This window comes from Mesorhizobium sp. ISC15, from assembly GCF_037162615.1.
GTDB classification, from domain to species: Bacteria; Pseudomonadota; Alphaproteobacteria; order Rhizobiales; family Rhizobiaceae; genus Mesorhizobium; species Mesorhizobium mediterraneum.
This window is the reverse complement of record NZ_JAVSPX010000001.1, coordinates 3,154,804-3,170,665: the sequence shown is the minus strand read 5'-3', so window position 1 is coordinate 3,170,665 and position 15,862 is coordinate 3,154,804. Positions and strand designations below refer to the sequence as shown.

The 15,862-nt window shown below is 62.4% G+C and carries 13 protein-coding genes; all 13 read left to right on the top strand.

Annotation, left to right across the window (positions count from 1 at the left end):
* Positions 1 to 19: 19 nt before the first annotated feature.
* Genes RPG13_RS15140 through RPG13_RS15080 form a run of 13 tightly spaced genes read left to right on the top strand, consistent with a single transcriptional unit; the run spans position 20 to position 15,860 of the window.
* The gene (locus tag RPG13_RS15140; RefSeq protein ID WP_127203713.1) at positions 20 to 481 is read left to right on the top strand and encodes an Hcp family type VI secretion system effector; all 462 of its coding nucleotides are present in this window, start codon (positions 20 to 22) and stop codon (positions 479 to 481) included.
* Positions 468 to 1,223, top strand: a complete 756-nt coding sequence (tssE, locus tag RPG13_RS15135) for a type VI secretion system baseplate subunit TssE (protein WP_337127021.1) — start codon at positions 468 to 470, stop codon at positions 1,221 to 1,223. Before RPG13_RS15140 ends, tssE begins: the two co-directional genes overlap by 14 nt.
* Before the next feature lies 1 nt (position 1,224).
* Positions 1,225 to 3,099 (top strand): type VI secretion system baseplate subunit TssF, encoded by a 1,875-nt coding sequence (tssF, locus tag RPG13_RS15130; RefSeq protein ID WP_127203712.1) that lies wholly within the window; start codon positions 1,225 to 1,227, stop codon positions 3,097 to 3,099.
* On the top strand, positions 3,063 to 4,130 hold the full coding sequence (gene tssG, locus RPG13_RS15125) for a type VI secretion system baseplate subunit TssG (protein ID WP_337125412.1): 1,068 nt from the start codon (positions 3,063 to 3,065) through the stop codon (positions 4,128 to 4,130). The genes tssF and tssG overlap by 37 nt, the downstream gene beginning before the upstream one ends.
* A complete protein-coding gene (gene tagH, locus RPG13_RS15120) occupies positions 4,127 to 5,584 on the top strand; it encodes a type VI secretion system-associated FHA domain protein TagH (protein WP_337125411.1) in 1,458 nt (485 codons plus the stop codon). Before tssG ends, tagH begins: the two co-directional genes overlap by 4 nt.
* A 3-nt stretch (positions 5,585 to 5,587) precedes the next feature.
* A complete protein-coding gene (tssJ, locus tag RPG13_RS15115) occupies positions 5,588 to 6,040 on the top strand; it encodes a type VI secretion system lipoprotein TssJ (protein ID WP_023801306.1) in 453 nt (150 codons plus the stop codon).
* A gap of 39 nt (positions 6,041 to 6,079) precedes the next feature.
* Positions 6,080 to 7,414 (top strand): type VI secretion system baseplate subunit TssK, encoded by a 1,335-nt coding sequence (gene tssK, locus RPG13_RS15110; protein WP_337125410.1) that lies wholly within the window; start codon positions 6,080 to 6,082, stop codon positions 7,412 to 7,414.
* A 4-nt stretch (positions 7,415 to 7,418) separates the two neighbouring features.
* Positions 7,419 to 8,741, top strand: a complete 1,323-nt coding sequence (gene icmH / locus RPG13_RS15105) for a type IVB secretion system protein IcmH/DotU (RefSeq protein ID WP_128284639.1) — start codon at positions 7,419 to 7,421, stop codon at positions 8,739 to 8,741.
* 1 nt (position 8,742) lies between these two features.
* Positions 8,743 to 12,279, top strand: coding sequence for a type VI secretion system membrane subunit TssM (gene tssM / locus RPG13_RS15100; protein ID WP_337125409.1), 3,537 nt, complete (start codon positions 8,743 to 8,745; stop codon positions 12,277 to 12,279).
* On the top strand, positions 12,261 to 12,803 hold the full coding sequence (gene tagF, locus RPG13_RS15095; protein ID WP_245467675.1) for a type VI secretion system-associated protein TagF: 543 nt from the start codon (positions 12,261 to 12,263) through the stop codon (positions 12,801 to 12,803). The genes tssM and tagF overlap by 19 nt, the downstream gene beginning before the upstream one ends.
* The gene (locus RPG13_RS15090; RefSeq protein ID WP_128284641.1) at positions 12,803 to 13,906 is read left to right on the top strand and encodes a DUF2169 family type VI secretion system accessory protein; all 1,104 of its coding nucleotides are present in this window, start codon (positions 12,803 to 12,805) and stop codon (positions 13,904 to 13,906) included. The genes tagF and RPG13_RS15090 overlap by 1 nt, the downstream gene beginning before the upstream one ends.
* Positions 13,903 to 14,925, top strand: coding sequence for a 3-oxoacyl-ACP synthase (locus tag RPG13_RS15085; RefSeq protein ID WP_128284642.1), 1,023 nt, complete (start codon positions 13,903 to 13,905; stop codon positions 14,923 to 14,925). The genes RPG13_RS15090 and RPG13_RS15085 overlap by 4 nt, the downstream gene beginning before the upstream one ends.
* On the top strand, positions 14,925 to 15,860 hold the full coding sequence (locus RPG13_RS15080; RefSeq protein ID WP_128284643.1) for a DUF4150 domain-containing protein: 936 nt from the start codon (positions 14,925 to 14,927) through the stop codon (positions 15,858 to 15,860). Before RPG13_RS15085 ends, RPG13_RS15080 begins: the two co-directional genes overlap by 1 nt.
* The last annotated feature ends 2 nt before the right edge of the window (positions 15,861 to 15,862 follow it).

Genomic DNA, 15,862 nt, shown 5'->3' with positions numbered 1-15,862 from the left:
AAAGCGCTGGAGAAAGACAATGCCAACATCAGTGAAGATCGACGGCTTTCTAAAGGTTCCGGACATCAAAGGGCCAAGCGTTCGAGACGGCCACGAAGATGAAATCGAAGTCCATGGGGTCGATTACAAGATTGTCGCGCCATACGATCCGAATTCGCTCTCACGCCGCGGTCGTGTGTCCCTCGGCATGATCAAGTTCACCAAGCACTATGACAAGTCCTCGCCCTATCTGAAAAAGGCGCTGTTCGACAACAAGGCGCTGGACGAAGTGGTGTTCTCCGCACGCCGGACCATAGATGGCGAGACCAGCGACTACCTGGTCGTCACCCTGACCGACGCCTCGATCATGGAATACGACATGTCGCAGGCCGAGGACGAGGAAGACCTGATCCAGGAGGAGGTCAGCTTCGCCTACAAGAAGATTAAGTTCGTCTATGACAAGGACGACGAAATCGAAATGGATGTCTATGTCGGCAAGTGAGGCCCGGCGGCCCGGCGCGGACAAGCTGCAGGTTACCGGCAGTTCGCGAGCGAAACGCGAAGCGGTCCAGCCCTCTTTTTGGGACCGCCTCGTCAATGATCTGCCGGGCGTGACCTCGGAAATAGACGGGCTGCGCCAGGTCTTGCTCGACGAGCTTGGCGCGGACCGGCTGGACATCCTCGTCGCAAGTACCACGCGGATCATCGACGCCGACGCCGAGCTCACATCCGATCAGAAGCGGCGTCTGCACCGCCTGATCTTTCAAACCCAACACCGTGCGGAGATCGAAAGCCGCGGCGTGGTAGTGTCGGCCCGCGTCCTCAGGGAGGCCGTGCGACGTGACATCGAAGCTCTCTTCAATACCGAGCGCTTCGAAGCCGTTCCGCTTCTTTCAGATCTTGAAAACGAACAGTCCGCGGAAAATCCGCCGTCGCTTGCCGATTTTCCGGAGGTGCGTCGAAGTGTGGTCAATTACGGCGTGCCTTCGTTTTCGGGCCGTTCGTCTCGCGACTTTGATCGCGAAACCCTGGCGCGCGAGATCCGTTCCATCCTTGCCACGTTCGAGCCACGTCTCAAGGAAAGCGCAACAAAGGTAACGGTGACCCTTGGTGACAAAAGTGTGGGCCTGAAGATCGAGATAGACGCTGTGCTGATCATGACGCCGACGCCGGAACGCATGCGCCTGCGCACCACAATCAATCTCGATAACGGCTTGGCCCGGACCGAATTTAGGGAAAGCTGAGATGGATCGCGTCTTCGTAGAATATTACGAGGAGGAACTGTCCCATATTCGCGGACTCGCGGCAGAATTTGCCGACATGCATCCGGCGGTGGCGCGCAATCTCTCGCTCGATACGGTCCCCTGCCCGGATCCGTATGTGGAGCGGCTGCTTGACGGCGTCGCCTTTCTCGCTGCGCGCACCCGGTTGAAAGTCGATGCCGAGCGCTCGAGGTTTTCACGCAGCGTCCTGGATGTCCTTTATCCCGATCTGGTTACGCCGGCGCCGGCAACGGCGATGGCAGTGCTGAAACCCGGACAGCAGGTCCAGTCGATGGTTGCCGGCCATGTCGTCAGGCGGAACACGCGGCTGGTGTCCGGTCTGCAACCCGGCCTGTCGACGCGCTGCACCTTCACCACAGCGCAGGAAATGACGCTGTGGCCGATAACCATCAAGTCGGTTAGTTATTTCCAGGATCGCAGCGGGTTGGCAGCGGCCGGCATAACACCGATCGGCGGCGTAGGCGGCGAGGCGGCGCTGCGTATCACGCTTGGTCGGGCCGGAAAAGGCAAGCTCGACGAACTGGCGCTTGACCGGCTCGATTTCTATTTTGCTGGGCGCACCAAAGCGCCATTGCTGTTTGACGCAATTTTCGGCGTCTGCTCGGCCGTTGGTGCACGAGCCGAAGGCAAGGCCAACCCCCTATCGCCGTTGCCGGCACCCGAAATGGTCGGCATCAGCGACGACGAGGCGTTGATGCCTCGTACCCGGCCGACATTCGAAGGGTACCGTCTGCTGCGTGAATATTTCATGATGCCCGAGCGCTTTCACTACGTGCGGGTTTCAGGACTGCAACCGGTCGTGCGCAGATGCGACGCCGGGATCGAAATCATCTTCATGTTCCGGCGTCCAGCACCCGAACTTGCCGATGTGACGCCGGCGGATTTCGAACTTTTTGCGACGCCGATCATCAACCTCTTCGAGCGTGACTGCAACGTCATCGAGCTTGATCCCCGCAGAACGCGGCAAGTGCTGCATGCCGACCGCACGCGGGCGCGGGACTTCGAAATCTATCGGGTGACCCGCGTCGAGGACGCCGATTCCGAGGGCACCGACGCCGAAATTCCGGAGCTCTTCAGCCTGGGGCAAAATCGCAACAATGGCTGGGTCTTTTCCACCGAACGGCGCCCTCGCCGGGCCACCGAAGATGAACGGCGCGACGGGTTGACCCGCACCTCATACACTGGAGACGACGTTTTTCTATCGATTTCACGGCCGGTCGGAAGCCCGGCGAACCGACCGCTGAAGCGTGTCGACATCATGGCGCTTTGCACCAACCGCGATCTGCCGATCCTCGACGACAACCCTACCTTGACGCTGGAGACAGGCGATCCGGTCGAAACGGTCCGGCTTCTCGGTGCGCTGCGTCCGCCCCAGCCGGCTATCCCGGCCGCCCTGCCCGCGGGCGCCGAAGGCGAATCCCGAGCCGACAATCTCGCCTGGCGGCTCGTGGCGCAGCTGGCGCTCAACTTTCTCAGCCTTGCCAAGGAAGGTCGTGGTGTCGATCCGCTGCATGCGCTGCTCGATCTTTATGCCGACCGGGGAGATCCGAGCCTCGCACGCAATGTGCACTCGATCGTTCGTATTGACTCGCGGTCCGTCATCGAACGGCTGCAGATCGATGGGCCGATGTGCTTCGGAAGGGGCACGGAAGTGACATTGCATGTGGACCAGTCGGTCCTGGCAGGGCAAAGCACATTGCTGCTTTCAGCCTTGCTTGCGCGGCTGTTTGCCCGCCACGCAGGAATAAACGGCTTTGTGCGGACCCGCACGCGGCTGCTGCAGAAGCAGGAGGATGTGCCATGGCCGATGACGCCCGGCAATCGCCACCTGATCTAGGCGAACTCGACCTGAACCGGGTCGAGGGGCTGTCTGATACGTTCGACTTTTTCGAGCTTTTGCGCCGGCTCGAACGCAGGGGTGGGCTGTTCGGCTATTCCGGCCACGCGGATCGCGAGCCGGCAAGGCTCGGGCAGCACGTGCGTCTGAGCTTTTCCGCCAAGGACGTGGTTGAATTCCGCGAAGCGAAGGACAAGACGCCGGCCCGGGTCACGATCGCGAATCTCGGGCTGATGGGACCGGAAGGCCCCATGCCGCTTCATTTGACACGCTGGGTACTCGATCGTCTGTCGCAGCGCTGGTTCACCGGCGCTGACGCACGGCAGACCAGCGACACGACGTTCGTGGACTTCGTCAATATTCTCCAGCACCGCATGATCGCCCTGTACTATCGGGCCTGGGCGGATGCGCATCCGGCGGTACAGGTCGAACGTGCGGTCGGCGGCCGGGTAAGGGCCATGCTTGAAGCCATGGCGGGAATCGGACTGCCCGGCACCCACAATCCCGATCTCGACGCCGTGAAGCTTCGCCAGGCAGCATCGCTCGCCGGCCAGGTCGACGGCCCGGAGCGGCTGACGCTGTTCCTGGCGGAAGCGTTCAAGGTGCCGGTGCAGATCAAGGAGTTCGTTGCCACCTGGATGACCATCCCAGCATCGCTCCAGACCCGCCTTGCACAAGCTTATGCAGTGCTGGGTCGCGGGGCGACGATCGGCCCGCGCGTTTTCAGCCGCCAAAGCAGGATCGAACTCCGCGTCGGCCCGCTCGGGTATGAGGAGTTCAAAACGTTCCTGCCGGGCGGTCAACGTCTGAAAATGTTCAAACAGGCCGTTCGCGACATGGTTGGGGAATCGCTCGACGTCGATCTGCGGATCGTGCTCGCGCGTGAAGCCGTGCCGCAGCCCCGCATCGGAGCGGTACAGCTCGGCCGAACCACCTGGCTTGCGCGGCCTGCTGAAAGGGGCGATGCTGACGATATGCGGCTGCGGACAATTGTCGGATGGCGGCCGGAAATGGCGGGGGTCGCGGCATGAGTCTGCTGCTGACTCTGGAGCAAGGACCACGGACCCAGGCGGTACGGCAGACCCGACTGGACGAGGGTGAGCTGGTGATCGGCCGCAGCGCGGACGCAGGCTGGCAGATCGACGATCCCGACATGTTCGTTTCACGCGCCCATTGCAAGATCACCGGCGGGCGGGATGGATATTTCGTCACCGACACATCAAGCAGCGGGTTGTTCATAAACGACTCTGACAGTCCGCTCGGCGCTGGCACATCGGTCCGTCTTCAAAACGGCATGCGGCTGAGACTGGGCGATTACATCGTATGCGTCGATCTGCAGACGCCGGTCGGTCAAGCACCAGCAACCAGCCAATCGGTCCCGGAACGGTCGCCGCCAGCATCACGAGCGCCGGTAAGCATCGGCCGCGATGATTTCTTTTCAGCCACGGTCGAAGAAGAGCCGCGACGACCGCGTCCCGCCGATCTGCCGGACCCGTTCGAGCAGCCGATTCCAGGAGCGTTTGAGCGCGCCAACCAGCGCAGTTCGCAGGCCTTCGACGACCCGTTCAGCCTCGACCCGGTATCAACGCCCGCGCCGAATGGCGCCGTCTATTCTGAACCAAGTGGTGCGCCAGGCCCCGCAGACCCATTCAGCCTCGATTCGGTGCCGTCCGGCGCAACCGAGGCCGCTTCAAAAAGGTCATCCGAATTCGATGACGATTTCGGTTTCGGGCCGGCCGCGTCGCCCGATTTGAGAAACGGCGCCAGCTCGACCGGTCAACGCAAACATCTCGCCGGAAGACCGCAATCGGCCAATCCCTGGGATTTGCCTGGCCAGGCGGCAGATATCCCTTCTCCGCCACGTGCTGGCGTTGCTCCCAAACCCGCCCCCTCCCTGGCAGCGGCACAACAGGCGAATACGGCCCTTCGCACCGCGTTCTTGCGCGGCATGGGCATTGAGGAAGCCGATTTTCCCGGACGCGACAGCGTCGCGGAAATGGAGAAGTTCGGTCGCGAGTATCGGCTCATGATGGAAGGCCTGATGCAGCTGCTGCGCAAGCGGGCCGAGGAAAAGGGAAACGCTCGCGTCGCCCAGACGGTGGTGGGGGCCTCTGAAGTCAATCCGCTCAAGTTTCTGCCGACGGTCGACGACGCCATTGTGACCATCATAGCGGAGCGCAGCCCCGGATTTCTGGCCGGCGAAGCGGCAATCGCGGATGCGGTCCGCGATCTCGCGCAACATCACGTGCGCGCATGGCGAGGCGTGCAGTCGGCCTTGCGGCGGATGATTGACCGTTTTGACCCGGCAGCGATCGAGGAAGAGCTCAAATCAAGTTCAGCGATCGGCACCCTGCTTTCTGGCGGGCGCAGCGCCAAGCTGTGGGAGCTATACCAGAAACGCCATCGTGAAATCGCCCAGAGTGCGGAATCGAGCTTCCTCGGCGAAATCGGCGCTGATTTTCGGGATGCATATGAGGAGGAGTGAAAAATGATCGATCGACGCGAATTTATCGTTGCCCTGGGCGCAACCGGGCTGCTTGCGGCTTGTCAGAGCGGTCCGCCAAAACCATCCGCGGTCACCGTCAACCTGACCGGCGCGGCCGGCATGAACCCGGGACCAGGTGGCGGCGACCGGCCCGTGACGGTCCTCGTGATGCGGCTGCGCAGCACCGGTAAATTCAACTCGGCCGATTATTTCGCGCTGCAGGGGGATGCCGGCTCCGCACTCGCAGGCGATCTCATTGGATCCGACCAGATCTCCGTCGGGCCGGGAAAAACCGCATCTAAAACCATCACCGTAGAGCCGGACGCGGCTGCGCTGGGCTTCGTTGCCCTCGTTCGCGAGCCCGGCGGCCGGACCTGGCGTACAACCAAATCGGTGTCGTCGGGATCAACAGTTACCGTCAACGTCACGCTTGGCAGCGGCGGCATTTCCGCCTAGCGGCCAGGGCAAGGGGTGCTCGATGCAGGAAGTAGCGGCATGAGCGATGCAAACAGAGTGCTGTGGTCCGAAGGCCTGTTTCTCCGGACCCAGCATTTTCAGCAGCAGGATCGTTTTTTCGAAGCGACCGTGCGCGGCGCGTTGCAGGCCGGGCAGCTCCATACATTCGGCTTTCAGCAGCTGACGCTGGACCAGGCAATGCTCGATGCCGGCCAGGTCTCGATCCTGTCGGCACGGGGCATCTTTCCGGATGGAACCCCCTTCTCCATCCCAGACATGATGGACGCGCCACGACCGCTGCCGGTCACCGCCGACACTGGCGCCGGACCGGTGCTGGTCGCGCTGCCGCTCGAGCCTGCTGGCGGTGTCGGCTTCGATCCGGCACACGCCGCATCCACCGGCGCGCGCTATCATGGGCGGATCGTTTCGGTCCGCGACGCCGTCCAGGGCGGTTCAGATCCTGAAGAAATCGAAATCGCACGTCCGCAGGCGCTGCTGCTTGCACCCAGAAAATCGGTTGGTGGCTACACCGCCCTGCCCATAGCCGACATCAAAGGGGTTCGAGCCGATGGCGGCGTCTCCCTGGATGAGACGTTCCTGCCGCCGACACTGGTTACCGGAGCAGTGGCCTGGTACCGGCAGTTGCTTTTGGAAGTCGTCACCGGCCTCGACCAAATCGCCGAGGCGCATGGCAAAATGGTCATGGGTGGGCCAGGGCGTAGCGTCGAAGACCTCTTGATGCTCAATCTCGCCAATGCGGCGCGTCCACGACTGGCGCACATGCTGGCGCAGGATGTTTTCCATCCGGCCGAGCTTTACCTGGAGCTTGCCGGTCTTGCCGGTTCGATGGCGACCTATGGCTCGAGCGCGCGACGGCTGAGCGAGTTGCCCGCCTACGATCACATGGCGCCCGGCCCCGCATATTCGGCGCTGGCGGACGCCTTGCGCTCACTCATCCTGAGCCTGCGTTACATCGAGCCTAAATCCCGCGCACTGCCGGTCATGCGGCATTCGACCAACGTCTGGAAAATCCGCATCGACAACCCGAAGCTGCTGGTGGCCAGCCGGATCGTTATCCGGGTCGGTTCCGAGCTGTCGGAAGATGCCTTGCGTAAGATTTTCGTCAACCAGGCGACTGTCGGTTCGGCCGATCAGTTCGAGGGTCTATGGAAATCCCGTCTACCCGGCATTCCACTGAAACCGCTTCATTCCCAGCCCCGCGAAATCCCCTACGATGGCGATCGGCTGTGCCTTGAACTGGATCAGAAAAGCGAGCACTGGGCCTCGCTGCTCGATGCCCCCGGCTTCGTTATTGGCGTGTCGGGTGTGCTGCCGAGCGAGCCGCAGGTGGACTGCTATTCGGTAAACAGGTGAGATCATGAGCCGGGATGATCCTTTCGGACTGTCGGAGGATCGCGAACGCACTCGCATACGGCTGACCGGCGCGCCGATGCCGCGACCGATGACGCCACTCCTGTCGGGCGCGCCAATGAAACGGTCGCGTACGCATCCCAACACCCTTGTCAACGCATTCGCGCCCTTGCTCGAGTTCGCGCCGGAGCTTGAAAGCGCGCTGCCACCGGAAAACCCGGAGGCGATGCGCACCCGGTTGCTCGAAGAGCTGGTTCGGGCACGCGACGCGGCAATGTCGGCGGGATCCTCGCTGGAGCGCGCCGACCAGGCAGCCTGGGTGGTGGCGGCGTTGCTCGATGATCTGGCCTTGAACACGCCATGGGGCGGTGCCAGCGCATGGCCGCGCCAGCCGCTTGTGGTGATGCTTCGAGGCGATGTCGATGCCGGCACGCAGTTCTTCACGCGTCTCGACGAACTGGAGCGCCACCCGAACCGGGATCGTGAACTGCTGGAATTGCAATATCATTGCCTGGCGCTCGGCTTCCGCGGCAAATATCGTGTGCCCGGCCGGTCGGGCGACCGCTCGCTCAATGCCGTTCGCGTTGCTGCGGCGCGCTTCCTGCGCGATGCCGACGCCGACGGCGCGCCACTGTCGCCGAACTGGAAAGGCGTGATCGCATCCGACGAGCCGCAGCGCTTCATCGTTCCGATCTGGGTAATGGCGCTCGGTGCGGCGGTTATCGCCACGGCAATCTATCTCGGGCTGTCGATGGGACTGAGCAGTCAGGCAGTCGAGCTTTCTACGCTCGTTCGTGCTCTGCCGCCACCCACGCGCGGCGATATCAGCCGCACATCGCCTCAGGTCGAAGCGCCGCCGCCGGAGGCCGTGGATTTCGCGCTGGTGCCGGAGTTTCAGGCCGGAGCGCCGGCGAATCTCAGGGCCGCGCTAAGCGGCACCGAGAGCGTTTCGCTGGCCAGGCTGATCATTCAGGCCTCCAACCCCGAACTGTTCCAGTCGTCGCGGCCGACACTGACGGAAGGCTTCGAGCCGCTGATTGGTTCGATCGCCAAAGTGATCTTGGCCAATCAGGAACTGATCGGAAATATCACCGTGGTCGGCCATACCGACAGTGTTCCTTTGCAACGGTCCAATCCGCTTTCCACCAACCAGAGGTTGTCCGAAGCGCGTGCAGCGACGATTGCCGACATGCTGGTCCAGAACGGTGTGCCGCAGGACCGCATTCGCTTCGAAGGACGTGCAGCTACCAATCCAGTGGCCGACGATAGCACGCGCGCGGGACGGGCCTTGAACCGCCGCGTCGAGGTGCTGGTCGAAAAGAGGCTGTGAGATGTTCATCCTGCGCTTCCTCTGGGCGGTTCTGACATCGCGCTGGCTCTGGACGCTGATCGGCATCACGCTGCTTTCTCTGGTCATCTGGGTGTTCGGCCCGATCGTCAGGGTTGGCGTTTACGAACCCTTCGCCTCGGAAAATGTGCGCATCGTCATCATTGCGCTGCTGGTCATCTTCTGGCTGATCTGGCTGATCGTCGCGCAGCGCCGGGCGATTCGAGCCAACCGCATGTTCGTCGCCGAAATCGCTGCGCCTGTGGTGGAAAAACCGCTTAGCCCCGGCGAAGAGAACGTCGCCGCCGTCGGTGCCAAGTTCGCCGAGGTTCTGGGCGAATTGAAGCGCCGCAAACTCGGCGGACGCAAGTTCCTGCGCGAGATGCCCTGGTACGTGATCGTCGGGCCGCCGGCCACCGGCAAGACCACTGCCTTGCGCCAGTCCGGCCTGAACTTTCCGATCGATCTCACCGACGACCTGCAGGGGGTTGGCGGCACGCGCAACTGCGACTGGTTTTTCTCCGAAAACGCGGTTCTGATCGACACGGCGGGCCGCTATGTGCAGCAGGAGAGCCAGCCGGACGTCGATGCGGCTGAATGGCTGGGCTTCCTCGACCTGTTGAAGAAGCACCGCGGCCGCCGTGCCCTCAACGGCGTGATCGTCGCGCTGTCTATCGACGTGCTTTCAGAGGGCGACGAAGCCATCAAGGCTCATGGCCGCAAGATCCGCCGTCGCCTGGCCGAGCTCAACGACCGGCTCGAAATCCGCCTTCCAGTCTATCTGATGCTGACCAAGGCCGATCTGATCAAGGGTTTCGAGGCTTTCTTCGGGGGGCTATCGACGGCCTCGCGCGAGCAGGTGTGGGGCACGACCTTCGCGCTGGATGCGCGTGTCGACGCAAAGACAATAGAGCGGGAAATCGCCACCCTTGCGACGCAACTCGAGCGGCGGCTGGTGCCGCGCCTGGAGGACGAGGACAAACTCGCTGCCCGCGCCGAGATCTTCAGATTTCCCGCCCAGCTCACAAGCCTGTCTGAACCTATCCAGGTGCTGATCGAGGCAATGTTCGGTGAAAGCCGGTACGAAGAAGCTGCCTGGCTGCGCGGCCTCTATCTGACGTCAGCGACCCAGGAAGGGGCGCCTATCGACCGGCTGACCGCGGCGCTGTCGTCATCCTTCGGTCTTCCACCGCGGCGGGCCATGCCGGCGCCGCGCGTTGAAAAACGCAGCTTTTTCCTGAAGAATCTGCTGACCGATGTCATCTTCCGGGAAGCAGGCCTAGGAACGTTCGATGCGCTGGCGCAGCGCCGCCGCGCCTGGATCTGGCGTGGCGCCGCCGCCGCCTGTGCCGCCGTGGCCTTGTTGGCCGGTGCGATGTTCACCTGGTCCTACTATGACAACCGCAATGCGATCACAGCGCAGGCGAGCCAGTTCGAAGCGCTGCAGGCGCCACTGACCGCGGCAGCCGCGAACCCGGCATCGGTGGAGCGGCCCGCCATCGATGGCGCGCTCAACGCGATGGCCGAGGTCGCAAATGCCCGTACGGCACCGCCGAGCAGTGCCCAGGATCTGCTGGGGCCATCGGCCTCGGCTGAACTGCTGCGGGCGCAGGCCGACACTTACGACCACGCTCTGCGCAACGTTCTCGAGCCGCACATGGTCGCTCTGCTCGAGGCGACCATGTGGCGGCAGATCCGCGATCCGGATTTCATGCTGGGGGCGCTAAAGACCTATCGCATGATGACGGGCCTGTCGCAGATGGACGCTGATTTTGTCCAGAACTGGTGGGTCAGTGATTTGCCGGAATTCGCACCGGCGGCACCCTTTCCGACCGCCGACGCGGAAGAGCACCAGCTTGCCGCGATCCGTCGCATGGCGGTCGACGACAGCTACATCGCCCCGGATCAGGCGCTGGTTGCCGAGGCGCTGAAAACAGTTTGCACGATTTCGCTGCCGGCGCGTGGCTACAGACAGTTGCTGGCCGATCCGGCGGTGGCCAGCCTCAAGGAATGGATCCCGGCGAATTTCGCCGGTCCCAATGGCGCCAAGGTTTTTGCACGGCGTTCCGACAAGACGCTGCGCGTCGGCATTTCGGGGGCGTTCACCCATTCCGGCTTCCACGATGCCATTCTCGACCGGATCGAGGATGTCGCCGCGCAGGCGGCGCTGGATCGCGCGGTCTTCGCCGGAGGCTGTTCGGAAAATTCCGAAACCTCGGTCTCGGCGCTGTCGGAGGATATTCTAAAACTCTATTACGAAGACTACATCGCACATTGGGACAGCATCCTGCGCGATATCAGGCTCGCGCCATTGGCCGACCTGAATGTCGCCAGCGAGAACCTCAAGGACCTTTCGAGTGCCGATTCCGCGCTGAAGCGCCTGCTTACGGCGGTCGTTCAGGAGACCGAGCTTACCCGATCCGATGAAGCGCCGGCCGATAACAAGGCAGCAGCCAAGGGCGGCTCGAAACTGCTCAGCAAACTCGGCAAGCTCGGCAAGCTGGCCAAGACAGGGGCAAAACTGCTGCCGCGCGCAGGCTCCGCCAACGAGGTGGACCTTACCGGCAATCTGGTGGCCGAACACTTCAAGCCGCTCAAGGGCGCCATCGCCGAGGTTGACGGCCAGCCGCCGGCGCTCGACGCCGCGGTGGTGGCGCTGACCGCACTTTCGAACGTACTGCAGACGGTCACGGCCAATCCCGACCCTCAGGACGCCATCAAGAAACAGGGCGGCCTCGCCGAACTGACCGGAGCGGTCGCCAGGCAAGCGCAGATCCTGCCCGATCCGGTCGACGACTGGCTCGGCGGCATCGCCGGCGACACCAGCGGCCTGACCCAGAAGGCGGTCACCTCGGAGCTTAACGCCATCTGGCGCGCCGACATCCTGCCATTCTGCCAGGCGGCGCTCAACGACCGCTATCCGTTCAGCCCCGAAAGCGCCGTGGACGTCAATGTCCGCGATTTCGCCCGCCTGTTCGGGCCGGCCGGGATGATCGACGCCTTCATCAACGATCACCTGATCAGCTATGTCGACACCGCCACCCAGCCATGGAAATGGCGCGCCGATTTTGGGCTCGACGCGGCGGCTCTGGCGGCGTTCGAACAGGCCAGGCGGATCCGAGACGATCTCTTTCCAGGCGGTACCGGCCCAGTGATGAGCTTCACGCTCGAACCGAAGGACCTGTCTCCCAACGTCACGCGCGTGACGCTCAACCTCGATGGCCAGACCCTCGTCTATTACAACAACGCGACGCGGCCGCAACCGATGACTTGGCCCGGCAAGGACGGCACCGGCGTCATCTCGCTCGCCTTCCAGCCGATCGACGGCTCGCCCGAAATCATGCTCAACGAGACCGGGAGCTGGGCGTGGCTGAGGATGCTGCGCAGCGGCCGTTTCACCGGCACCTCACTGTCCGATGTCTACAGCCTGCGCCTGGGGACGAAAGGCATGTACGCCGACTTCGAGCTCAAGGCCGCGAGCGTCGAGAACCCTTACAATTTGCAAATGTTCAAGAAATTCTCATGTCCGCCGCAGATATGATCCTGCCTGGCTTTTACGGCAAAATGCCTGCAACCGGCGATTTCGTCAGCCGGCGGCTGCCGGGGGATTTTGTGCGCGTCTGGGACCGCTGGCTGGCACAGCACATCGTGCCGCTGATCGGCTCGGAAACCTGGCCGCGCACCACCGCGCTGCGCTTCCTGGCCGGCCCGGCTTCCTTCGGCGCATCGGCAGGCATTATTCTGCAGAGCGCCGACAGGGTCGGCCGGCAGTTCCCTCTCAGCGTCGTTTCGCAGCTTCCTGACGCTTCTATTCAATTGGCTCGCGCCGATGCGTGGTTTTCCGGGATCGAAGATGCGGCCATCGCCGCCCAGCAGGGCGAGCTGACGCCTGACGAACTGGATGGCGCTTTGGCCGCACTGCCGGTGCCGCCTGTCGAGGCAGGCGACGAGATCGTCAGCGATATGGTGATGTGGACCGCCCGCTCGGACATATTCGATGTTGATCCGCTATCGCCGCAAGCGACACTGGAGCAGATCTTTGCCGCAAGCTGGGAGACCAGCTGATGCAGATCTGGAACCAGATGGGGTATCCGCATCAATTCACCATGGGCATGGACAAAGCCGGCCATGAGTGGATCGTCGTGGTGGTCAAAGGCACGTTCGACTTTCCCGCGACACCTGGCGAACTGGTGCAAAAATCGGCGGAACAGGTTCCCCTAGTCATGGCCGATACGCACACCGGCGCGCCGGGCTATTCGGCCACGCTGTGGGAAACAGATTTCGCTTTCCGCAAGCCGCGCTGTGACGTGATTGCCAATGGCTTTGCGTACGCGCCCGGAGGACGTCCGGCGGAGCGCGTACCGGTCGGCATCAAGGTGGGCAATTGGTCGAAGCTTTTCGAGGTGGTGGGCACGCGTGAATGGCGCGCCATCGGGCCAGTATTCACTGCCACCGCACCACAGCCTTTCCTGCGCATGCCGATTTCCTACGACGTTGCCTGGGGTGGCGTCGACCGACTGGATCCGGAGGACAAGCTCCCCGCCAGCTATAAATACAATCCCGTCGGAACCGGCTGGTCGCGCACCAAAAACCAGCGCCTCATTCCCGGCCTGCGGCTACCGAATACGCAAGCTGTCGGCGAAGAAATCCGCTCGCCCTTTGGCGACTACAAGCCGATGAGTTTCGGGCCAATGGGCCGCGGTTGGCCCGGCCGGATCGAATACGGCGGCACCTATGACGACAACTGGACGAAGAACATATTCCCCTTCCTGCCCCCTGATTTTGATGAACGCTATTTCCAGATGGCGCCGCCCGACCAGCAGATCGACCTGCCGAGAGGCGTCGAAGAGGTGCAACTGGTCAACCTTACGCCTGAAGGCCGGGTGAGCTTTCGTCTGCCACAGACTGCATTGCCGATGACACTGTTCAAAGGGCGAGAAAAGTCTTTCGACGCAAACATCTACCCAGACACAGTCCTCTTCGACCCGGAGAACCGTCGCTTCTCGCTGGTGTGGCGCGTGTCGCAGCGCATCCATCGGACCATTCTCGATTTCAGCGAATGCTGGATCGGCCCACCGACGGAGTCGATGCTTCGAGCGCGCGCCACTGGACGTGCCTTCGTCCGGGCCAACCTGACTGTTCCCCAAGACGAGGCTGAAGACGCATGAGCACAGCGATCGACATCGCGTCGATTGGCATGGTAACCGCCGTTGGCCTTGACGCGCCGTCCGCCTGTGCGGCAATGCGCGCTCGGCTCGACGGTTTTCAGGAAACTCGTTTCCTCGGGCCAAACGGTGAATGGCTGATAGGTGCGCCGGTATCGCTGCCGCGAAACTGGATCGGCGAGAAGCGCATCGCCCATCTCGCAGCCGGCGCAATCTGCGAGGCCTTCGAGGCAATTCCTCAGGCGCGCGGCCAGACCGCTCTTATCCTTTGTCTGGCTGAGGAGGATCGGCCGGGCCGGCCAGTGGGTGACAGCCCCAGACTCCTGCGCCGCATTGCAGAGATCGTTGAAATAGAACCCCATGTACGTTCCCGCGTGGTCGCGCATGATCGTCCCTCCGGACATGTCGCGCTGGACCAGGCACGCAGGATAATCGGGTCGGGTGAAGCCCCTTACGTCATGATTGCCGGAGTAGACAGCTATCTGACGGCACCGGCAATTGAACACTATCAAAAGAACAAGCGCCTTCTGACACTTGAAAATCCGAACGGCTTTATCCCGGGCGAAGCAGCCGCTGCGGTTTTGTGTACACGGTCGGAACGGGGCGGTTTTCGCCTGCATGGGCTTGGTCTCTCGCGCGAGGCAGCATCGATCTACAACACGCAGGATCTACCGCTGCGAGGCGACGGCATGACAGCGGCCTACAATACAGCTTTCCGGGAAACTGGCATTGAAATGAACCGGCTCGGCTACCGCATCGCCGACCTGATCGGCGAGCAATACTGGTTCAAGCAGAGCGCGCTGGCAGCTCTGCGGCTCTTGCGCGGCCGTCACGATTTTCAGGATATCTGGTCGCCGGGTGAATCGCTCGGCAATATCGGCGCCGCCGTGGTTCCGTTGATGATCGGCATGGCCTGGACCGCGGCACGCAAAGGCTATGCGGCGGGAAACCCCGTTCTCATCGAGTCCTCCAACGACGCCGGTGCCTGCGGTGCTGCGCTTCTCGCGGCGAGGGTTGCCTGATGGGTAATGTCTTCGCAAATGGCCTTGAGATTTCAGGCAAGGACGTAAACGCCAAGACCATCGCGGCTTTTCCCGACGTTTGCTTTACGCCACCGGAGAACCCGGCCACACCGCCGGGCGTTCCCATTCCCTATCCTAGTTTTGGCCTGGCCGACGACACCGAACAAGGCACTGGCACCGTCAAGATCGGCGGCAAGACGGTGAACATCAAAAACAAGTCCGACCTTTCCAAAACGAGCGGTACGGAGGCCGGCGCTGCCGCCAAGAAGGGCGTCATTACTTCGAAGAACACCGGCAAGGAGTACTTCAACTCCTGGTCCAACAACGTGAAATTCGATGGCGAGCCGGTCATCCGCATGACGGATCTCGCTACCAACAACCACGCCTCCCCTATCGGCAATACCCCACCCTGGATCCATATCGCGGCGCTGACTGTTGGTGGTCAGAACTGCCTTACCTTGCTGGCTTCGATCGATATTCATGTGCACCCCTACGACGAAGCAGACAATCACTGCACGAAGGGCAAACAGCAATCAGATCACGTCATCCAGAATGCTTTTTTTGAGCCGGTGCGGGGTGGCGGGCCGATAGGCGCGTTCCCGCGTTACACCGAAGGTGACGCGCCGTGTATCTGCTTGAACGATGGCAAAAAGAAAACCACCCAGCACGGCAAGAAATCGCGCAAACAGATCAAGCGGGCAACGGCGCAGCGGCGAGCGGTGAGCGCCGGCAAGGCTGGACCCTGCTCCCAGAGCTACGCGTCCGCCCGCGACGCCGAACTCCAACATACAGCCGAGAGTCTGCCAAAACTGGCGGCCAGCCCGGACGCGCAGGAATGCCTCAAGGCCATTTGCGACACCTATTTCAAATGGGCCACCAGGAAGCGCAGTCAGGATCGGCTCGATGAAGTTCAATGCGACGTACCAAAGGTGTGAAA